This is a genomic window from Sphingobium sp. L-44, assembly GCF_056859495.1.
Genome location: NZ_JBSXOQ010000040.1, coordinates 1 through 18,535, shown reverse-complemented (window position 1 = coordinate 18,535; position 18,535 = coordinate 1). Strand labels below are relative to the sequence as shown.

The window sequence follows — 18,535 nt, the reverse complement described above, 5'->3', positions numbered from 1 at the left end:
CAGGATCGCATGAGCAGACAATATTTCGGCACTGACGGTATTCGTGGTCGCACCAACCAGTGGCCGATGACGCCGCAACTGGCGATGAAGGTCGGCATGGCGGCCGGCACCCATTTCCAGCGCGGCAGCCATCGCCACCGGGTGGTGATCGGCAAGGATACCCGTCTGTCGGGCTATATGGTCGAGAATGCGCTGGTCGCGGGCTTTACCGCGGTCGGCATGGACGTGGTCCAGTTCGGCCCGATCCCGACGCCGGCCGTCGCCATGCTGGCCCATTCGATGCGCGCCGACCTGGGCGTCATGATCTCGGCCAGCCATAATCCCTATTATGACAATGGCATCAAGCTGTTCGGCCCGGATGGCTACAAGCTGTCGGACGAGGATGAGCTGAAGATCGAGGCGCTGCTGAACCAGGACGTGCCGCTGGCCGCGTCCAAGGATATCGGCCGCGCCCGCCGGGTCGAGGATGCGCGTGGCCGCTATATCCATGCGGTCAAGTCCAGCTTCCCCGCCGACCTGCGCCTCGACGGACTCAAGATCGTGGTCGATTGCGCCAATGGCGCCGCCTATCAGGTCGCGCCGTCGGCCTTCTGGGAACTGGGCGCGGAAGTGGTCGCGGTCGGCGTCACGCCCAATGGCACCAATATCAATGACGGATGCGGATCGACCTCGCCCTTGCTGTGCCAGGAAACCGTCGTCTCCTCCGGCGCCGACATCGGCATCGCGTTGGACGGCGACGCCGACCGGCTGATCGTGGTCGATGAAAAGGGCCAGATTGTCGACGGCGACCAGATCATGGCGCTGATTGCCTCCAATTTCGCCCGCGCCGGCACGCTGCGCGGTGGCGGGCTGGTGGCGACGATCATGTCGAACCTGGGCCTCGAACGCTTCCTGACCGGGCAGGGCATCGGCCTGGAACGCACCAAGGTAGGCGATCGCTATGTGCTGGAGCGGATGCGCGAGGGCGGCTTCAATGTCGGCGGCGAACAGTCCGGCCACATGATCCTGTCGGACTATGCGACCACCGGGGACGGCACGGTCGCCGCGCTGCAGGTGCTGGCCGCCTTGGTCCGCTCGGGCAAGCCGGCGAGCGAGACGCTGCACCAGTTCGATCCGGTGCCCCAACTGCTCAAGAATGTCCGCTTCGCCGGCGGCAAGCCGCTGGAGGATGAGGCGGTGCAACGCGTGATCGCCCAGGCCGAGGCTGAACTGAACGGGTCGGGCCGGCTGGTCATCCGTCCGTCCGGCACCGAACCGGTGATCCGCGTCATGGCGGAAGGCGACCGCGAGGATCAGGTCAAGGATGTGGTCGAGCGCATCTGCGCGGCTGTCGAGAAGGCGGCGGCGTGATGCTTGACATGCGGCCCGATTGCGAACGCTGCGGCACCGACCTGCCGGCCGATGAGCCCGGCGCGTTCATCTGTTCGTTCGAATGCACTTATTGCGCGCCCTGTGCCGAGGCGCTGGACGATCGCTGCCCCAATTGCGGCGGCGAACTGATGGACCGGCCGACCCGGATGGGGAAGGCGCTGGCGAACAACCCCGCCTCCACGGAGCGCAAGTTCAAGGGATGAGCGTGCCCCGCATTCTCATCATTGCCGGGTCGGACAGTGGCGGCGGCGCCGGTATCCAGGCGGATATCAAGACGGTCACGCTGCTGGGCGGCCATGCCATGACCGCGATCACCGCGATCACCGCGCAGAACACGCTGGGCGTGCAGGGCGTCCACCCGGTGCCGACCGAGATGGTGCTGGCGCAGATGGACAGCGTGATCAGCGACATCGGCGTCGATGCGGTCAAGATCGGCATGATCGGTTCGGCGCAAACGGCGGCAGCGGTGGCCGAGCGGCTGGCATTGCTGGATCATGTGCCGATTGTCTTCGATCCCGTCATGGTCGCGACCAGCGGGTCGCTGCTGGCGGACGATGCAACCATCGCGGCGTTCGAGCGGCTGATGGCCATCGCCACGCTGGTGACGCCCAATATCCCCGAACTGGCGGCGCTGGGCGGCGAGGAAATCGCGATCCGTTTCGCCACCCATGTGCTGGCCAAGGGTGGCCATGGCGAGGGGCCGATGCTGACCGACCGGCTGATCGGACCGCAGGGCGTGCGCAAGGCGTGGAGCAATGCGCGGATCGACACGCGGCACAGCCATGGCACTGGCTGCACCCTGGCGAGCGCGATCGCGACCGGCCTGGGGCTGGGGCTGGACCTGATCGAGGCGGTCGAGCGTGGCCGCAAATATGTGCGCGAGGCGCTGGCGCTGGCGCCGGGGCTTGGCGCGGGCCATGGCCCGATGGGCAACCCCTTCGGCTTCCACGCCTATGCCTGATTTTGCGCATGAACTGATCCATCATCCCGGCCTGGTTGCCGGGGTGGACGAGGCCGGGCGTGGGCCGCTGGCGGGGCCGGTGGTCGCGGCGGCCGTGATCCTGCGACAGGAGGATTGCCCCGAGGGGCTCAATGATTCCAAGAAACTGACCGCCAAAAAGCGAGCTGCGCTGGAGGGGGAGGTCAAGGCTCGTGCGCTGTGCTGGGGGCTGGGCATCGCCAGCGTAGCCGAGATCGACGAACTCAACATATTATGGGCGACGATGCTGGCCATGACCCGCGCGGTCGAGGCGCTGGGGCAGGAGTGCGCCCATATACTGGTCGATGGCAATCGCTGTCCCAACTGGCGCTGGCCCTCGACCGCGGTGGTGGAGGGCGACGCCAAATGCCTGTCGATCGCCGCCGCATCGATCCTGGCCAAGGAAGAGCGCGACCGGATCATGATCGCGGCCGCCGCCGAGCATCCGCATTATGGGTGGGAGAGCAACAAGGGCTATGTCAGCGCCAAGCATATGGCGGCGCTGCGTGAACATGGGCCGACGCCGCTGCACCGGCGCAGTTTTTCGCCGGTGGCGCAACTGTTGCTGATCTGACGATGCTGTCCCGTCGCGGGGCGGGATGGGGATGATTTGAGGGCTGGCGCGGGTGTGGCGCATGCTTAAGAAGGGATTCATGTCCTTCGCCCGTTCCGGCCTTTCCAGCCTGTTCCTGCTTGTTGGCGCGCTGTCGCTGCCGGTGCAGGCGGCCGCGCCGGTCAAGCGCGCGCGGCCGGCGGCGAAGGCTGGTGCGCTGGCGCCGGGTGGCTATCGCTGGCTGGAGGAAGGGCCGCTCGACGGGCCGATCCATCTGGTCATCAGCATCGACCGGCAGATGGCCCATGTCTATAGCGGCGACCGGCTGGTCGGCATGGCGAGCGTGTCGACCGGCATGGCCGGGCACAGCACTCCGACCGGCGACTATCCGATCCTGCAGAAGAACCAGTGGCACCGGTCCAACCTCTACAGCAATGCGCCCATGCCCTTCATGCAGCGGCTGACCTGGGACGGCATTGCGCTGCATGCCGGACATAATCCGGGCTATCCGGCCAGCCATGGCTGCATCCGCCTGCCCTATGCCTTTGCCCAGAAGCTGTTCGGCATGACCAGCCTGGGCGGGCTGGTGACGGTGACCAGGGATCGGCTGCATCCCTCGCTGACGATCGAGCAGATGGCGGCGGCGGATGCCGTGACCAAGGTCGATACGCCGGCGCCGGCAAAGCCGGTGCTTGATATCGATCCGATCATCTTCGTGCCGCGCGTATCGCGCCGCTGACCGATCAGCGCTGGGCCAGTGCCGAGCGCCGCATTGAATAGCCGAAATAGAGCAGGGCGGCAGCACCAACCCAGACCGCGAACAGCGCATAGGTGTCGGCCGGCAGGCCGAAGATCAGATAGGCGCAGAAGAGCGTGCTGGCGATCGGCAGGACCGGATAGAAGGGCACCTTGTAGCCGCGCGGCAGGTCCGGCCGGGTGCGGCGCAGGATGATGACGCCGATCGACACGGTCGCAAAGGCGATCAGCGTGCCCATGCTGGTGAGGTTGACCAGCACGTCCAGTGGCACGAAGGCGGCGAGCAGGGCGACGCCGATCGCGACGATCCACGTATTCTGGCGCGGCACATGGCGCACCGGATCGACCCGGCAGAAGAAGGCGGGCAGCAGCCCGTCGCGGCCCATGGCATAGAGGATGCGGGTCTGGCCGTAGATCACCACCAGGGTGACGCTGAAGATCGAGGCGATGGCGCCCAAGGACAGGATCACCGCCGGCCAGCCCGCACCGGTGAGGTTGTGGAGGATGACGGCCAGGCCCGCTTCCTGCCCGGCAAACTCGGTCCAGGGCTGGGCGCCGATCGCTGCGACCGCGACCAATATATAGGCGGCGGTGACGATCAGCAGCGACAGGATGATGGCGAGCGGCAGGTCGCGGCGCGGATTGCGCACTTCCTCGCCGGCGGTCGAGACCGCATCGATGCCGATATAGGAAAAGAAGATGGAGGAAGCGGCGGCGCCGATGCCGACCATGCCCTTGGGCGCGAAGGGATGGAAATTGGTCGGCTGGAAATGGGCGAGCGCGACCACCACGAACAGCGCCAGCACGGCGAGCTTGGCGATCACCAATATGGCGTTGGCAGTGGTCGATTCCCGCGTGCCGCGCAGCAGCAGGATGAGGCACAGGCCGACCAGCAGCACGGCGGGCAGGTTGACGATACCGCCCGCACCGGGTGGCCGGGCGATGATGTCGGGCAGGCGCCAGCCGGTGCTGATCGAAAGAAGCTCGTTCAGATACTGCCCCCATCCCACGGCAATGGCGGAGGCGGAGACGCCATATTCCAGCAGCAGGCAACTGCCGATCAGGAAGGCGGCGAGTTCGCCCATGGTCGCATAGGCATAGGAATAGGAGGAGCCCGACGCCGGCACGGCCGAGGCCATTTCGGCATAGCAGAGCGCGGTCAGCGCGGCGGTGATGCCGGCGATGACGAAGGACAAGGTTACCGCCGGCCCCGCTTCGGGCACGGCGGTGGTCAGCGCCACGAAGATACCCGTGCCGATGGTTGCACCGACGCCCAGCATGGTCAGCTGGAACAGGCCGATATTGCGGGCGAGCGGTTTCGTATCCGGATCGTCGCCGATGAAGTCGAGCACCGGCTTGCAGCGCAGCAGCGCGATCAGGAGCGGATGGCGGGGCGATCGGTTCGTCATGCTCCGCCGCTGTCATGCCGCGCGCGGGAAGGCAAATGAATATCGTGTGAGAATGGCGCGGTGGGACCAGTGCTAGGGCGCGCGATTGTCGGCAGGCTGCTGCTCGGCTAGGCATGGCGGTGTTGGCCGCCGACCTGTTCGGCTTGGGATGGATGATCGAGCCTTGATGGATCAGAAGCGATTGCCTGGCACGCGGAAATGGGTGCGATCCATGCTGATGGTTGCAGCGGCGCTGCTGCTGCCGGCGATGGCATCGGCGGCGGATGTGCCGAGCGGCGGCACCATATCGGTGTCCATGCGGGAGGATGCGAGCGGGCAGGCGGGTGCGGCGGACGCCTTTGTCGATGCGGCCACCCTGGCCCTGTCGGACAAGGGCTTTACCTTGCTGGACGATGGCCATGCCGCGCTGGTCATGGAACTGGTCATTCGCGCGTCCGAGGTCGGGACCGGGACCGGCAAGGTCGAGAAGAGCAATTCCGACCTGATGCCTGGCGGCGTATCCGGCGCGGTGGGATCGAGCCTCTCGCTGGCGGTGCCGTCCGGCAAGACGCGCCATGTCGCGCTCGAACGCACCGAACTGGAGATGCGCCTGCATCGGCGCGGCGACGCGGCGGTGATCTGGAGCGGCAGCGCGGTGACGGTCCGCCCGGCCGACAAGCGGGCTAGTGCCGCCACGGCACTGTGCAACGCGCTGCTGCGTGCCTATCCCGAGCAGCCCGAAACGGTGATCGGCGTTCCCTAGATTTTCGCGATCACCTCTTCGCCGATGCGGGCGGCATTGTCGCACCATTCGGAACGGGTGCGGCCCTTGACCGTCACGCCGCAGGCGGTGACGCCCAGTTGCGCATAGGTACCGATGCGGTCGACGATCTGCTGGTTGGACAGATCCTCGCCCGGCTTGTTGACGCCGCCCAGGATCACGTCGGGCAAAGCGGTGCGGCCGACCTGTGCCGCATAGTCGCGCATATAGGCGATGCCGGCCTGAAGATCGGCCTCATTCTCCATCGCGGCGGTGCGGGTGGTGGCGCTGTTGACGCCGCCGCCGGCGGTGAAGAAGGGGTTCCAGCCGTCGGCGAGATCGACCACGCGGCGGATCGCGCGCTTGGCATTGCCGCCGACATAGAGGGGCAGGCCGGGCTTTTGCGGCGATCCGGGGATGATGCGGTTGCCGAACGCCTGATAGCCCGTGCCCTCGAAGGCAAATTCCTCGCCCGTCGTGGCGGTGCGTAGCGCGCGCAGATATTCGTCCATCAGTTCGTTGCGTTGGTCGAAATCGACGCCCAGCGCGCGATATTCGCCCTTGAGATAGCCGGCGCCGACGCTGAGCGTCACCCGGCCGCCGGCGTAGGCGTCGAGCGTGGTGATGTCGCGCGCGACGATGAAGGGGGTGCGATAGGGCAGGACGAGGATGCCGGTCTGGAGCCGCAGGGTCGTGGTGTGGGCCGCGAGCAGGGCGAGCATGACGAAGGGCGACTGGGCGTGATGGCCGCCAGCGTCGAGCCAGCGGCCGGTCGGCACCGGATGGTCGGTGACGAGGCCGGCGTGGAAGCCGGCCCGCTCCACCGTGCGGCCGATTTCCGCGACCGCCGCCATCGTGCCGAACTCGTCGGGCAGGTCGGCATGATCGAAGGGCAGGGGGACGTTGATCTTCATGCGTCGGACACTCCATGCGGTTCGACCAGCACCCATTGGCGGGCGGCATTGCGGACCCAGCCGGACGAGGCCCAACTGCCGCCGTCGACCGGCAATATGGTGCCGGTGATGTAGCTGCTCATCGGCGAGGCGAGGAACAGGGCGGCCTGGCCGCATTCGCGGTCGATGCCCGGCCGTTGCAGCGGGATGCGGCGGGCGGTGGCATCGGCCATGGCGGGCGGCACGGGGAACCAGGTCGCTTCGTCCACCGGGCCGGGGGGATTGCCGCGCGTGCCCGGCGTGGTGGTGAAATCGGGCGCGATCGCGTTCACGCGGATGCCATGGTCGGCCAGCTCCAGCGCCATGGTCCGGGTGAAATTGTTCATCCCCGCCTTGCAGGCGGCATAGACGGCATAGCCCGGCGCGGCGCGCGATCCTTCGATGCTCGAGACGTTGATGATGGCGCCGCCGCGTCCGCCGGCGATGATGTGCGGCACGGCGGCCGAGGTGGCGGCGAGCATCGAGACGAGGTTGAGGTCGATATGGCGGCGCCAGCTATTCTGGCTCTGGTCGAGAAAGGCCTTCCGGCTGACGCCGCCGACATTGTTGACGAGGATGTCGATGCGGCCGAAGCGGGCCTGGGCCGCGTCCACCATCGCCGCGACCTGATCGGGCTGGGCCATGTCGGTCGGGATGGCGAGGCAGGTACGGCCCAGTTCCGCAACGCGCGCCGCCACTTCCGCGCCGCGTTCGGGGAGGATGTCGGCGATGACGATGTCGGCGCCGGCCTCCGCCAGGGCGAGCGCGATGGCGCGGCCGATGCCCGCGCCGCCGCCCGTGACGATGGCGACCTGATCGGTGATGCGGCACTGGTCTGGCGCCATGGCGCGATCCTCTTCCCCTTTTGGCCGTCAGTTCGCGGCCAAGGGGGAAGGGGAGTCAATCGCGTGCCCGGTCATATCGACCGGGCGATGGCGCTTATTGGGCGGTCCAGCCGCCGTCGATCGACAGGTTGGCGCCGGTGATCTGGGCGGCGGCGTCGCTGCAGAGATAGAGGGCGGTGGCGGCGACCTGTTCGGCGGTGACGAACTGTTTGGTCGGCTGGCCGGCGAGCAGCACGTCGTTCATCACCTGCTCGCGGGTCATGTTCCGCGCCTTCATCGTGTCGGGAATCTGGTTTTCCACGAGCGGGGTCCAGACATAGCCGGGCGAGATGCAGTTGGCGGTGATGCCGAAGGTGGCGACTTCCAGCGCGACCGTCTTGGTGAAGCCGTTGAGGCCATGCTTGGCGGTCACATAGGCACTCTTGAAGGGCGAAGCGACCAGCGAGTGGGCCGAGGCGGTCTGGATGATCCGGCCCCACTTCTTGTCCTTCATGTAAGGAATGGCGAGGCGCGTGGTGTGGAAGGCGGCGTTGAGGTTGAGCGCGATGATGAGGTCCCATTTGTCGAGCGGGAACTCCTCGACCGGGGCGACATGCTGCATGCCGGCATTGTTGATGAGGATGTCGACGCCGCCGAAGGCATCGGCCGCTTCCTTCATCATCGCCTCGATCTGGTCGACCTTGGTCAGGTCATGGCCGCTGTAGAGCGCCTTGGCGCCCGAGAGGGCTTCAAGGCCGAGCCGTTCCTTCTCAATTCCGTCCGCGTCGCCAAAGCCGTTGATCACGACATTGGCGCCTTCGCCGGCCAGCGCCTTGGCATAGGCAAGCCCGATGCCCGAGGTGGAGCCGGTGATCAGGGCGGTCTTGCCAGCGAGGGACTTGCTCATGCCATTTTCTCCTTGAGATGATCCGGCGCGTCGAGATCGAAGGTCGCGCTCTTTCCGTCGAGGATGTTGCGGGCGATGAGGTCGCCCTTGTGCATCACCTCTTCCACCGCTTCGCGACCCTGGCTCCAATGGTCGAGCATGGTCGCGCGGGAAAATTCGAAATCCTTCGCGCCGCTTTCCCAGGCGCGGGTGCGGTAGATGAGGTGGACGATGTTGACCGATCCGCCATCGAGCATGTCGCGCAGCTTCTGCGCCTCCGGCCCGTCCTGCAGTTCGGGCGGCAGCTTGTCGAGCAGCGCCTTGATCGCGCCATGCTCGCGGCGCAGGCGCAGATACTGGTCGGTCACCTGCCGGGTGCGGCTGCTATACTGGATGTCCTTCATGCGCGAATAGACATCGGTCATCTGCCGCGGCATCGGCCCTTCGGCCGGGAAGAGATCGACCTGGAACACCAGCATGTCGTCGGTCTGATGGTTGAGGACATGGGCGAGCGGGGTGTTGGAGACGATGCCGCCATCCCAATACCAGCGCCCATCGATCTCGACCGGGGGCAGGCCCGGCGGCAGCGCGCCCGAGGCCATGATATGGCGGGCGTCGATGCGGGTGTTGCCGCCAGGACCGCGCGTGTCCCAATAAGCGAAATTGCCGCTTTCGACATCGACCGCACCGACCGACAGGCGGACCGGCCCGTCATTGAGCAGATCCCAGTCGACACAGGCGTCGAGCGTGTCCTTCAAGGGCGCGCTGTCATAGAAGCTGATCGCGCCGGCCGATCCTTCGGGCATCAGCGGCGCTGGCCACAGGCGCGGGCGGAACATGCCGGGCACGCCCAGGGTCGCGACCGTGCCGGCGGCCATCAGATGGGCGGCCTCGCGGATATGGTCGATTTCCGGCAGGATCATGTTGGGCATGCCGCCCGAGACGGTCAGCCAGAATTTCTTGAGCTGGCTCAGGCGCCGGTGGGGCGGGTTGCCGGCGATGATCGCGGCATTGACCGCGCCGATCGAAATGCCCGCGACCCAGCTGACATCGACCCCCAGTTCATCGAGCCGCTGATAGACGCCAGCCTGGAAGGAGCCGAGCGCGCCGCCCCCCTGCAACAGCAATGCGACTTCGCGGGGGAGGGGGAGGGGCGTGGTGGCGCGGCGGCGCGGTCGGGATTCGGTGTCGGCCATGTCGCACTGCAATATAGGTTTTGGTCCGGCCATTCCAACTTAATGTCTCGTAACAAACTCGTTCCCGTCGATGGAACGTGCATCGTCAGCCGATGGTTTGCAGCCAGCCGGTTATGCAGTAGGCACGGGAACAGGATGCGAGGGAGGCCAGGGTGCGGCTCGACGACGAACAGGAAAGCAGCAATTTCGAGGTGCAGGACGGGCGCGGCGGCGGTTTCGGCGGCGGCGGCGGGATGGGCGGCCTGGGATTGCTGCTGCCGCTGATCGGCAGTCGCTTCGGCTGCGGCGGCATCGTCGTGGTGCTGATCATCCTGGCGGTGATGGGCGTCAATCCGCTCAGCCTGCTGGGCGGCGGTGGCGGCGTGCAGCAACAGGCGCCGCAGAGCGCGCCGGCGGGTAGCCAGGATGCGAGCAAGCTGACCGAGATCCAGCATTGGTCATTGAAGGTGCTGGGATCGACCGAGCGGGTCTGGGGCCAGATCTTCAAGGAAGCCGGCCAGACCTATCAGCCGACCATCCTGTCCTTCTATGCGCAGAGCGGCACGTCGGGCTGTGGCGCGGCGCAGAGCGCGATGGGGCCATTTTACTGCCCGAACGACCAGAAGGTCTATCTCGACACCGATTTCTTCACCGAATTGCGCGATCGCTTCGGCGCGCCGGGCGATTTCGCCCAGGCCTATGTCATCGCGCATGAGGTGGGCCATCATGTCCAGGATCTGGAAGGCACGCTGGGCCAGGTGAACCAGCAACAGCGCCGCGTCAGCGAGGCGCAGGGCAATGCGTTGCAGGTGAAGGTGGAGCTGCAGGCCGATTGTTATGCCGGTGTCTGGGCCAAGCGCACGGGCCTGATGGAAGCCGGCGACCTGGAAGAGGGCATGAAGGCGGCGCAGTCGATCGGCGACGATACGCTGCAGAAGTCGGCCGGACGGCGGCCGGTGCCGGAAAGCTTCACCCATGGCACCAGCGAGCAGCGCATGAGCTGGCTGCGCAAGGGGCTGGACAGTGGCGATCCGGCCCAGTGCGATACGTTCAAGGGGGCGCTGTAGGCGCGATCAATGTTCGGCGTTGGGGGAGCCTGGCGGGGGCGAGCCCGCCGACCCCGGACTGACGGACGCGGCCGTGTCCAGCGGCGGCATGATGCTGGGCTGACCGGCATCGGCCATCGGTTCCCCCAAGGACGGGACGGCAAAGTCCTGTGGCGCACTGGGGGCGACGGGCGGAGGCGGCGGCGCAACCGGCGTGGCGACCGGCTGGGCTTCGCTAGGCTGAGCGATTGGCTGGTGATGCGGTGCGAAATTCTGCAGCGCGAGGACGATCATCGGTGCGACCACCAGCGTGCCGCCGGCAAAGACCTTGTACATCATCGTTGACCCGCATTCCCGCCTGAAAATGGAAAGAGATTCGGGCCTTAGCGGCAAGACATGAAAAAATGTCTGCGCTTTATTGGTTAATGCTGATCAAGCTTCGCCAGCAGCGCCAGCATATCGTCCGGCAGAGTGTCGCGCTGCGCGGAGAAGCTGGACCGCAGCGCCTTGCCCACGCCTTCATAGGGCAGGGGCAGGCCGACATTGACGACGCGGGCGCCGCCGCTGTCCCGTCCCGGTGCCGATCGGCCAAGAGGTTTTCGCTGCATTTCCATGAGACACAGAACGGCCATGTAAGCCAAAAGTTTCTGGATTTCGTCGCATTCGGACGCGATATCGCCGTCAACAAGGAGACGGAAGCGTGACGGACTGGATCGACCTGGAGGCGCGGATACGCGCGCATTCGCCTTTTCTGGCGCGACAGATGGACCGTTATCCGGCCGTCGTCGCGCTGCTGGCGACGGGCGATTTCGACGCGGCGATGGCGGCGGCGCAGGCGCAGGGCGTGCCAGAGGATGGCGTGGCCAGATCGCTGCGGCGGCGGCGCGGCGCGATCGCGCTGGTGACGGCGGCGGCAGACCTGGCCGGGGCCTGGGACATGGACCGGGTGACGCGCACCCTGTCCGACTTTGCCGACAAGGCGCTGGAGGAGGCGCTGGCCGCGACCTTTGCCGAACGCTATCCCGATGCCGTGCCACAGGGCTTCGTCGTGCTGGCGCTGGGCAAGCATGGCAGCCGCGAACTCAACTACTCGTCCGATATCGACCCGATCCTGCTCTATGATCCCACCACTCTGCCGCATGGCGAGCGGGAGGATGTGGCCGACGCGGCGGTGCGGATCGGCCGGCGGGTCAGCGAGATACTGAATGCACGAGACGGCGACGGCTATGTCTTCCGCGTCGACCTGCGGCTGCGGCCATCCCCCGAAGCCACGCCGATCGCGCTGCCGGTGGAGGCGGCGATCGGCTATTATGAGTCGACCGCGATGGGCTGGGAACAGGCCGCCTTCATCCGCGCCCGGCCGGCGGCGGGCGACATGGCGCTGGGCGAGTATTTCCTGCGCCAGATCCGCCCCTTCGTGTGGCGACGCAGCCTGGATTTCGGCGCGATCGATGCGATCACCGACATCAGCCGGCGCATCCGCGACCATTATGCGCAGGGGCAGGCGTTCGGGCCGGGCTATGACCTCAAGCGCGGGCGCGGCGGCATTCGCGAGGTGGAGTTTTTCGCCCAGGTCCATCAGTTGATCCATGGTGGGCGCGATCCGTCGTTGCGGTCGGGCCATACGCGCACGGCGCTGCGCGCGCTGGCCGCGGCGGGCGTGATCGAGGCGGAGGCGGCCGCGCGGCTGGACGAAGCCTATATCCTGTTCCGCACGATCGAGCATCGCCTGCAGATGGTCGAGGACCGGCAGACCCATGAATTGCCCAAGAACCCGGACTCGCTGGACAATGTCGCACGCTTGCATGGTCTGGCAGACGGGGCGGCGCTGCTCGACCTGCTGCGGCCGCATGTCGAGTGGGTGGGCGCCAATTATGACCGGCTGACCGCCGCGCCCGACGATGGCAGTCTGTCGCATGACGAGGACAGGCTGAAGGCGCAGCTCAAGGAGATGGGCTTTGCCGATGCCGACTGGGCGGCGGCGCGGGTCGCCCATTGGCGCGATGGCACGATCCGATCGCTGCGCAGCGGCGCGTCGCGCGAGGCGTTGGAGCGGCTGTTGCCGGTGCTGATGCCCGCGATCGCCACCGCGCCCGATCCGGGCCGGGCGCTCAACCGGCTGGACGACATGATCGGCCGGCTGCCGAGCGCGATCAACTTCTTCAAGTTGCTGGGCGCGCGGCCGGGGCTGGTCGAACTGCTGGCCGAGATATTGAGCCATGCGCCGGCGCTGGCCGATGTGCTGAGCCGCCGGGTCGAACTGCTCGAAGGGCTGATCGATGCGTCGGCCTTCGATCCGATGCCGTCGGTCGAGATACTGGCGCAGCAATTTGCCGCGCTGGAGGCCGGCGAGGATTATCAGTCGCTGCTCGACCGGGTGCGGCAGCGGGTGAATGATCGCCGCTTTGCGTTGGGCGTGCAGATCGTGCGCGGCGGCGATCCGCTGGAGGCCGGGCGCGGCTATGGCCGGGTCGCGGAAGCGGCGATCGAGGCGCTGGCGGGTGCCACTGTGGCCGAATTCGAGAGCGCGCATGGCAAGGTGCCGGGGGGCGAGATGGTGATCCTGGCGCTGGGGCGGATGGGCGGCGGGGTGCTGACCCACGCATCGGACCTGGACCTGGTTTACCTTTTTACCGGTGATTTCCTGGCGGAATCGGATGGGGTGCGGCCGCTGGGCGCGACCCAATATTTCAACCGCCTTGGCCAGCGGATCACCAATGCGCTGTCGGTGTCGACGGCGGCGGGGCCACTTTATGAGGTGGACACGCGGCTGCGGCCGTCGGGCGCGCAGGGCCTGCTGGCGGTCAGTCTCGACAGTTTCGCCAAATATCAGCGCGAGGAAGCCTGGACCTGGGAGCATCTGGCGCTGACGCGGGCGCGGCCGGTGTTCGGATCGGCGCAGGCGCGTAGCGCGCTGGAGGCGATCCTGACCGAGACGCTGCAGCGTCCGCGCGACTTCGACGAACTGGCGCGGCAGGCAGTGAAGATGCGCGGCGACATTGCCAGGCACAAGCCGCCGGCAAGCGAGCTGGACGTCAAGCTGGTGCCCGGCGGACTGGTCGACATCGAGTTCCTGATCCACATCAGCCAGTTCCATTATCGCCTGGGGTTCGACCCGGATCTGGGCGAGGCGCTGGCCGAACTGGTGGCGGCCGGCCATCTGCCCGTCGAGCTGATCCCGGCGCAGGAGTTGATCACCCGCTTCCTGATCGTGTCGCGGCTGGTATCGCCCAAGTCGACCGAGCCGCCGGAGGCGACCCGGCCGCTGGTGGCGCGGGCCTGTGGCGCGGCCGATTGGGACGCGCTGCTTGAAAGCTATGCCAAGGCCCGGCAAAGCGTCGGCGATGCATGGCGCGCGCTGGCCGCGCCCTATCAGGAGGATCAAGATGCTTGAACAGGGAGCGAGGCTGCCCGACGTGGCGCTGAAGGATGCGGATGGCGCGGATTTCAGCCTGACGCGCTATCGCGGCAAGCCGGTGGTGGTCTATTTCTATCCCAAGGCGGACACGCCCGGCTGCACCAGCGAGGCGAAGGACTTCACCGAACTGGCGAACGAGTTTGCGGCGCTGGGCGTGGCGGTGGTTGGCGTGTCGAAGGACAAGCCGGCCAAGCTGCAGAAGTTCGGCGACAAATATGGGCTGGCGGTAACGCTGGCGTCGGACGAGCCGGGCACGGCGTGCGAGGCGTTCGGCACCTGGGTCGAAAAGTCGCTTTATGGCCGCCAATATATGGGGATCGCGCGCGCGACCTTCCTGGCGGACGGCGACGGCAAGGTCGTGCGGGTCTGGCCCAAGGTGAAGGTCAAGGGCCATGCCGCCGAGGTGCTGGAGGCGGCGAAGGCGCTTTGACCCTGCCGCTTGATATCGATTCCGTGGGCGCGGGGTGCGCCCATGTGCTCCAAATCGCCGACCCGACCGCCAAGCTGATTGCGGCGCGGGCGGTGGCGCGTAGCTGGCGACTGGGCCGGCTGGCGCATCGGTTCGACATGGCGATGCCCGATCGGCCGGCCCGGCCCGATGCGCCCGAACTGCTGCCGCCGGGGCAAATGCCCAAGCGCAGCAAGATGGGCACGGATCGCGGGCGGATCGCGATGCTGCACGCGCTGGCGCATATCGAGTTCGTGGCGATCGACCTGGCGTTCGACCTGATCGGCCGCTTCGGCGGCGAATTTCCGACAGGTTTCACTGACGAATGGATGCGGGTCGGCGCGGACGAGGCGATGCATTTCGCGTTGCTCGACCGGCGGCTGCGGCAGTTGGGCAGCCATTATGGCGCGCTGCCCGCGCATGACGGGCTGTGGCAGGCGGCGAGCGAGACGGCGGGCGATGCGCTGGCGCGGCTGGCCGTGGTGCCGATGGTGCTGGAAGCCCGCGCGCTGGATATCACGCCGGCCACGATCGCACGGTTCGAGGGGGTGGGCGACCATATATCCGCAAGGATGTTGCAGCGGATCATGACGGATGAGATTCGCCATGTGTCGGCGGGGACGACATGGTTCAGCCAGGCGACGAACCGATTGGGGCTAGACCCCGTCAAACATTACCAAATCCTTGTGAAACGCCATTTTCGGGGGAGCGTTAAGCCACCGTTCAACGACTCGGCGCGTCGGCAGGCCGGTTTGACGCGGGATTTCTACGACGCGCTTGCAAGCTGAGCGGCGATTTGCAGTCTGCATCCGGCGGGGGCGATCTAGGTCGCCATTTTATTGAACATGGGGAACCCACGAGAGGCAAAAGCCTTCGCGGGCATAAGTCGGGGTCGGCATGTTGATTCTTCGTACTGTGAATGCGCTGGGTGCGCGTTGGTTCCAATCGGCCAGCAAGACGGCCAAGATTTTCGGGATGGTCGGCATGGTAGGCGTGATGTGCGCCGCAGCCCCGGCCAACGCCAAGGATGAAGATGATCCCTATGGCGACGCCTCGGAAATCAACACCAGCGCGCTCGGCCCGGCCGATGTCGGCTTCTCCAACATCTTCTCCAGCCTGCAGCGCATGGACGGCAACGCCAAGACCGCGGCCTATATCCCCTCGGGCCGCCCGGTCGAGAAGCTGTCGCTGACCTCCAACTTCGGCGTGCGTTCCGACCCGTTCAACCGCAGCGCCCGCATGCACAAGGGCATCGATATTCCGGGGCCCATCGGCACCCCGATCCACGCGACCGCCGACGGCATCATCAGCCGCGCCGGCTGGGCCAGCGGTTATGGCAACCTGGTCCAGATCTCGCACGGCAATGGTATGGAAACCCGCTACGGCCACATGTCGAAGCTGCTGGTTGCGCCCAACTCCTATGTCCATCGCGGCCAGGTGATCGGCCTGATGGGGTCGACCGGTCGTTCGACCGGCAGCCACCTCCATTATGAAGTCCGCGTCGATGGCGCGGCGATCAACCCGATCCCGTTCGTCGCCGGTCCCGATTATCTGATCGCGATGAACACCAAGCCGCCGGTCGCCATGGGCGGCCCGACCAAGGCGGACGAAAAGGCCGTCGACTGATCGACCGCTTTTGATCCCGACTTTTCTAAAGCCCCGGCGCCCATGGGTTGCCGGGGCTTTTGCTTGATCCTATCTAGGCGCCATGGCCGATATTGACCTCACCCCCTCCGCTGCCGCGCGCGTCGCGGCGATCGCCGCCAAGCAGGGCAAGCCCGCCATATTGCGGCTGGCCGTGGAAGGCGGCGGCTGTTCGGGCTTCCAATATCGCTTTGGCCTGGCCGAGCAGGTGGAGGCCGAGGATCTGGCGGTGGAGCGCGATGGCGTGACGCTGGTGGTCGATGATGTCAGCCTGGACCTGGTGCGCGGCTCCGCGGTCGATTTCGTGTCGGACCTGGGCGGCGCGGCGTTCAAGGTGACCAATCCCAACGCGACCGCCGGTTGCGGCTGCGGCACCAGCTTCTCGGTCTGATCGGCGCATTGGCTTGTAGACGCAGCCCACTTCTCTAAAGGGAAGTGGACAGCGAAAGAGACAGGTCCATTATGCGTATCGCCACCTTCAACATCAACGGCATCAAGGCGCGGCTGCCGCGCCTGCTGGAATGGCTGGACGAGACCCGGCCCGACATTGCCTGCCTGCAGGAAATCAAGACGTCCGACGAGACCTTCCCAGTCAAGGATATCGAAGATGCCGGCTATGGCGTGATCTGGCACGGGCAGAAGGGCTTCAACGGCGTGGCCATCCTGGCGCGCGGCGACCAGCCGGTGGAGGTGCGCCGGGGCCTGGAGGGCGAACCCGAAGACGAGCAGAGCCGCTATTTGGAAGCTGATGTGAAGGGGGTGCGGGTCGCCAGCATCTACCTGCCCAACGGCAATCCCCAGCCGGGGCCGAAATTCGATTACAAGCTGCGCTGGATGAAGCGGCTGCGGGAACGGGCGGCGGAAATCTGGGCGGAGGAAGTGCCCGCCATCCTGGCCGGCGACTATAATGTCATCCCGCGCGACGTGGATATCTATTCGCCCAAGGCGATGGCGGACGATGCGCTGATGCAGCCCGAAAGCCGGGAGGCCTATCGCCGGCTGCTGGGCGACGGCTGGACTGATTCGATCCTGACCCGCCATCCGGCCGGGGGCGTGTGGACCTATTGGGACTATCAGGCCGGTGCCTGGCCGCGCGACGCGGGCTTCCGCATCGACCATTTGCTGCTGAGCCCGGCAGCGGCCGACCGGCTGGTCGATGCCCAGGTCGACAAGGCGTTTCGCGGCCGGGAAAAGGCGAGCGACCATGCGCCGACCTGGGTCGAGCTGCGCGATATCTGAATTTAACCCGGATATTATTGACTCTATTATATCCGGGTAATAAATGCCGAGCCGAAGGAGATTCGGCATGGACCGCACATTGACCGCCTTTTCGGGCGACTATTGGATCGCGACCGGCGACGAGGATGAGGTGCGCGCGGCGCTGCGCGCCATGGGGGATGACGCGCAGAATATCCTGCTGTTCGACGATCGCACCGGACGGCAGGTGGATATCGACCTGCAGGTCGATGCGGCGCCGCGGGGGCGGGGGCGACCCAAGATGGGGGTGCAGGCGCGCGAGATCACCCTGCTGCCGCGCCATTGGGACTGGCTGGCGGCGCAGCCGCGCGGCGCCTCCGCCACGTTGCGGCAACTGGTGGAGGATGCGATGAAGGCGGGCGCGGACAGGCCGTCGCCCCGCGCGGCGATGGACGCGGCCTATCATTTCCTGACCGCGATGGCGGGCGACCGGCCCGGCTATGAAGCGGCGATCCGCGCGCTTTATGCCAGGGACAAGGCGGCGTTCGACGCGGCGGCGGAAGGCTGGCCCGGCGCGATCCGGGCGCATGGTCTGGCGCTGGCGGAGCCGGCCTTTTCCGCCTAGCCTGCGCATCGCAATGATCGGAGAGGCTGGGTGACGGACGATTTCCTTCAGGGCACGGTGCATGAGGCGGCCGATGACATGCAGGCGGCGATCCGGGCCGATGCCGGCATCTTCGCGCTGTGGCAGGGGCTGACGCCGCTTGGCCGCAACGAGTTCATCTGCTGGGTCGAAGATGCCAAGCAGGCCGCGACCCGCGCGCGGCGCATTGCGCGCACTGTCGAGGAGTTGCAGGAGGGCAAGAAGCGGCCCTGCTGCTGGGCCGGCTGCATCCACCGCACCGACAAGGCGCCAAGCCGCTGGCAGCAGGCGGTGCTGATCGAGGGGAAGGGGAGGCGGCGCTAGGCCGGCGTGGACAGATTTAACGCTCGCCGAAGGGCCGGGATGGGTGGGTTGTGTTGAAGACCCGGTCTTTGCAGTGATGGCGCGGTTCTGATTCACTGGCGTTGTCGTTAGGCGACGGGCTGATGATGGGTGATCGGACGGTGATGCAGGAGGTGCTGTTTTACAGGTTCAGCCTGGAAGATCATGTTCCC

The 18,535-nt window shown here is 66.6% G+C and carries 22 protein-coding genes; 15 read left to right on the top strand and 7 right to left on the bottom strand.

Annotated features, from left to right (window positions below):
• The first annotated feature begins 9 nt into the window (after positions 1-9).
• The 5 genes from glmM to AC13EK_RS03090 all read left to right on the top strand — a co-directional run bounded on the left by glmM (position 10) and on the right by AC13EK_RS03090 (position 3,642).
• Positions 10-1,350 carry a phosphoglucosamine mutase gene (gene glmM / locus AC13EK_RS03110; RefSeq protein ID WP_069337719.1) on the top strand — a complete coding sequence of 447 codons (1,341 nt, stop codon included), beginning with the start codon at positions 10-12 and terminating at the stop codon, positions 1,348-1,350.
• Positions 1,350-1,574, top strand: coding sequence for a DUF1272 domain-containing protein (locus AC13EK_RS03105; RefSeq protein WP_069337718.1), 225 nt, complete (start codon positions 1,350-1,352; stop codon positions 1,572-1,574). The genes glmM and AC13EK_RS03105 overlap by 1 nt, the downstream gene beginning before the upstream one ends.
• Complete coding sequence (gene thiD / locus AC13EK_RS03100) at positions 1,571-2,332, top strand: bifunctional hydroxymethylpyrimidine kinase/phosphomethylpyrimidine kinase (RefSeq protein ID WP_069337717.1); 762 nt, start codon at positions 1,571-1,573, stop codon at positions 2,330-2,332. Before AC13EK_RS03105 ends, thiD begins: the two co-directional genes overlap by 4 nt.
• Positions 2,325-2,924, top strand: a complete 600-nt coding sequence (locus AC13EK_RS03095; RefSeq protein WP_483022016.1) for a ribonuclease HII — start codon at positions 2,325-2,327, stop codon at positions 2,922-2,924. The genes thiD and AC13EK_RS03095 overlap by 8 nt, the downstream gene beginning before the upstream one ends.
• 61 nt (positions 2,925-2,985) lie before the next feature.
• Positions 2,986-3,642: a L,D-transpeptidase family protein gene (locus tag AC13EK_RS03090; protein WP_483022015.1), complete on the top strand. Its 657-nt coding sequence runs from the start codon at positions 2,986-2,988 to the stop codon at positions 3,640-3,642.
• A gap of 4 nt (positions 3,643-3,646) precedes the next feature.
• Here AC13EK_RS03090 and AC13EK_RS03085 read toward each other — a convergent pair whose 3' ends face one another.
• Positions 3,647-5,068, bottom strand: coding sequence for an APC family permease (locus AC13EK_RS03085; RefSeq protein WP_069337715.1), 1,422 nt, complete (start codon positions 5,066-5,068; stop codon positions 3,647-3,649).
• 217 nt (positions 5,069-5,285) lie between these two features.
• Here AC13EK_RS03085 and AC13EK_RS03080 point away from each other — a divergent pair, with 217 nt between their 5' ends.
• The gene (locus AC13EK_RS03080; RefSeq protein WP_483022014.1) at positions 5,286-5,810 is read left to right on the top strand and encodes a hypothetical protein; all 525 of its coding nucleotides are present in this window, start codon (positions 5,286-5,288) and stop codon (positions 5,808-5,810) included.
• Here the strand turns inward: AC13EK_RS03080 and AC13EK_RS03075 are convergent.
• The 4 genes from AC13EK_RS03075 to AC13EK_RS03060 form a co-directional block, all read right to left on the bottom strand.
• Positions 5,807-6,721: a TIGR03619 family F420-dependent LLM class oxidoreductase gene (locus AC13EK_RS03075; RefSeq protein ID WP_069337713.1), complete on the bottom strand. Its 915-nt coding sequence runs from the start codon at positions 6,719-6,721 to the stop codon at positions 5,807-5,809. The two genes, AC13EK_RS03080 and AC13EK_RS03075, sit on opposite strands and share 4 nt — an antisense overlap.
• Positions 6,718-7,584: an SDR family NAD(P)-dependent oxidoreductase gene (locus AC13EK_RS03070; protein ID WP_069337712.1), complete on the bottom strand. Its 867-nt coding sequence runs from the start codon at positions 7,582-7,584 to the stop codon at positions 6,718-6,720. The genes AC13EK_RS03075 and AC13EK_RS03070 overlap by 4 nt, the downstream gene beginning before the upstream one ends.
• Positions 7,585-7,678: 94 nt before the next feature.
• Positions 7,679-8,470: a 3-hydroxybutyrate dehydrogenase gene (locus tag AC13EK_RS03065; protein WP_010337643.1), complete on the bottom strand. Its 792-nt coding sequence runs from the start codon at positions 8,468-8,470 to the stop codon at positions 7,679-7,681.
• Positions 8,467-9,645 (bottom strand): patatin-like phospholipase family protein, encoded by a 1,179-nt coding sequence (locus AC13EK_RS03060; protein ID WP_069337711.1) that lies wholly within the window; start codon positions 9,643-9,645, stop codon positions 8,467-8,469. The genes AC13EK_RS03065 and AC13EK_RS03060 overlap by 4 nt, the downstream gene beginning before the upstream one ends.
• A gap of 152 nt (positions 9,646-9,797) precedes the next feature.
• On the opposite strand from AC13EK_RS03060, the gene ypfJ reads away from it, so the two are divergent.
• A complete protein-coding gene (ypfJ, locus tag AC13EK_RS03055; protein WP_017502757.1) occupies positions 9,798-10,691 on the top strand; it encodes a KPN_02809 family neutral zinc metallopeptidase in 894 nt (297 codons plus the stop codon).
• 6 nt (positions 10,692-10,697) lie between these two features.
• Here the strand turns inward: ypfJ and AC13EK_RS03050 are convergent, their stop codons facing one another.
• Together AC13EK_RS03050 and AC13EK_RS03045 are read right to left on the bottom strand one after the other, a co-directional pair.
• Positions 10,698-11,009, bottom strand: coding sequence for a hypothetical protein (locus AC13EK_RS03050; RefSeq protein WP_234792422.1), 312 nt, complete (start codon positions 11,007-11,009; stop codon positions 10,698-10,700).
• 83 nt (positions 11,010-11,092) lie between these two features.
• Positions 11,093-11,284: a hypothetical protein gene (locus tag AC13EK_RS03045; protein WP_017502755.1), complete on the bottom strand. Its 192-nt coding sequence runs from the start codon at positions 11,282-11,284 to the stop codon at positions 11,093-11,095.
• A gap of 86 nt (positions 11,285-11,370) precedes the next feature.
• Here AC13EK_RS03045 and AC13EK_RS03040 point away from each other — a divergent pair, with 86 nt between their 5' ends.
• The 8 genes from AC13EK_RS03040 to AC13EK_RS03005 all read left to right on the top strand — a co-directional run bounded on the left by AC13EK_RS03040 (position 11,371) and on the right by AC13EK_RS03005 (position 18,344).
• Positions 11,371-14,064: a bifunctional [glutamine synthetase] adenylyltransferase/[glutamine synthetase]-adenylyl-L-tyrosine phosphorylase gene (locus tag AC13EK_RS03040; protein ID WP_069337709.1), complete on the top strand. Its 2,694-nt coding sequence runs from the start codon at positions 11,371-11,373 to the stop codon at positions 14,062-14,064.
• On the top strand, positions 14,057-14,518 hold the full coding sequence (bcp, locus tag AC13EK_RS03035; protein WP_069337708.1) for a thioredoxin-dependent thiol peroxidase: 462 nt from the start codon (positions 14,057-14,059) through the stop codon (positions 14,516-14,518). The genes AC13EK_RS03040 and bcp overlap by 8 nt, the downstream gene beginning before the upstream one ends.
• Positions 14,515-15,324, top strand: coding sequence for a ferritin-like domain-containing protein (locus tag AC13EK_RS03030; protein ID WP_069337707.1), 810 nt, complete (start codon positions 14,515-14,517; stop codon positions 15,322-15,324). Before bcp ends, AC13EK_RS03030 begins: the two co-directional genes overlap by 4 nt.
• A gap of 109 nt (positions 15,325-15,433) precedes the next feature.
• Complete coding sequence (locus tag AC13EK_RS03025; protein WP_004211009.1) at positions 15,434-16,162, top strand: M23 family metallopeptidase; 729 nt, start codon at positions 15,434-15,436, stop codon at positions 16,160-16,162.
• An 82-nt stretch (positions 16,163-16,244) separates the two neighbouring features.
• A complete protein-coding gene (erpA, locus tag AC13EK_RS03020; RefSeq protein WP_004211010.1) occupies positions 16,245-16,571 on the top strand; it encodes an iron-sulfur cluster insertion protein ErpA in 327 nt (108 codons plus the stop codon).
• Between the two features lie 71 nt (positions 16,572-16,642).
• The gene (xth, locus tag AC13EK_RS03015) at positions 16,643-17,419 is read left to right on the top strand and encodes an exodeoxyribonuclease III (RefSeq protein ID WP_004211011.1); all 777 of its coding nucleotides are present in this window, start codon (positions 16,643-16,645) and stop codon (positions 17,417-17,419) included.
• A 67-nt stretch (positions 17,420-17,486) separates the two neighbouring features.
• Positions 17,487-18,002 carry a DUF2239 family protein gene (locus AC13EK_RS03010; protein ID WP_069337706.1) on the top strand — a complete coding sequence of 172 codons (516 nt, stop codon included), beginning with the start codon at positions 17,487-17,489 and terminating at the stop codon, positions 18,000-18,002.
• 30 nt (positions 18,003-18,032) lie between these two features.
• Positions 18,033-18,344, top strand: coding sequence for a YdeI/OmpD-associated family protein (locus tag AC13EK_RS03005; protein ID WP_069337705.1), 312 nt, complete (start codon positions 18,033-18,035; stop codon positions 18,342-18,344).
• The last annotated feature ends 191 nt before the right edge of the window (positions 18,345-18,535 follow it).

Bases quoted from the DNA above. Each gene is read 5' to 3' on its own strand.
- AC13EK_RS03080 (WP_483022014.1), top strand. From the start codon at position 5,286: ATGGTTGCAGCGGCGCTGCTGCTGCCGGCGATGGCATCGGCGGCGGAT.
- thiD (WP_069337717.1), top strand. From the start codon at position 1,571: ATGAGCGTGCCCCGCATTCTCATCATTGCCGGGTCGGACAGTGGCGGC.
- AC13EK_RS03085 (WP_069337715.1), bottom strand. From the start codon at position 5,068: ATGACGAACCGATCGCCCCGCCATCCGCTCCTGATCGCGCTGCTGCGC.
- erpA (WP_004211010.1), top strand. From the start codon at position 16,245: ATGGCCGATATTGACCTCACCCCCTCCGCTGCCGCGCGCGTCGCGGCG.
- AC13EK_RS03045 (WP_017502755.1), bottom strand. From the start codon at position 11,284: ATGGAAATGCAGCGAAAACCTCTTGGCCGATCGGCACCGGGACGGGAC.
- AC13EK_RS03050 (WP_234792422.1), bottom strand. From the start codon at position 11,009: ATGATGTACAAGGTCTTTGCCGGCGGCACGCTGGTGGTCGCACCGATG.
- glmM (WP_069337719.1), top strand. From the start codon at position 10: ATGAGCAGACAATATTTCGGCACTGACGGTATTCGTGGTCGCACCAAC.
- AC13EK_RS03025 (WP_004211009.1), top strand. From the start codon at position 15,434: ATGTTGATTCTTCGTACTGTGAATGCGCTGGGTGCGCGTTGGTTCCAA.
- bcp (WP_069337708.1), top strand. From the start codon at position 14,057: ATGCTTGAACAGGGAGCGAGGCTGCCCGACGTGGCGCTGAAGGATGCG.
- AC13EK_RS03010 (WP_069337706.1), top strand. From the start codon at position 17,487: ATGGACCGCACATTGACCGCCTTTTCGGGCGACTATTGGATCGCGACC.
- AC13EK_RS03060 (WP_069337711.1), bottom strand. From the start codon at position 9,645: ATGGCCGACACCGAATCCCGACCGCGCCGCCGCGCCACCACGCCCCTC.
- AC13EK_RS03065 (WP_010337643.1), bottom strand. From the start codon at position 8,470: ATGAGCAAGTCCCTCGCTGGCAAGACCGCCCTGATCACCGGCTCCACC.
- AC13EK_RS03070 (WP_069337712.1), bottom strand. From the start codon at position 7,584: ATGGCGCCAGACCAGTGCCGCATCACCGATCAGGTCGCCATCGTCACG.
- AC13EK_RS03075 (WP_069337713.1), bottom strand. From the start codon at position 6,721: ATGAAGATCAACGTCCCCCTGCCCTTCGATCATGCCGACCTGCCCGAC.
- xth (WP_004211011.1), top strand. From the start codon at position 16,643: ATGCGTATCGCCACCTTCAACATCAACGGCATCAAGGCGCGGCTGCCG.
- AC13EK_RS03095 (WP_483022016.1), top strand. From the start codon at position 2,325: ATGCCTGATTTTGCGCATGAACTGATCCATCATCCCGGCCTGGTTGCC.
- AC13EK_RS03090 (WP_483022015.1), top strand. From the start codon at position 2,986: ATGCTTAAGAAGGGATTCATGTCCTTCGCCCGTTCCGGCCTTTCCAGC.
- AC13EK_RS03105 (WP_069337718.1), top strand. From the start codon at position 1,350: ATGCTTGACATGCGGCCCGATTGCGAACGCTGCGGCACCGACCTGCCG.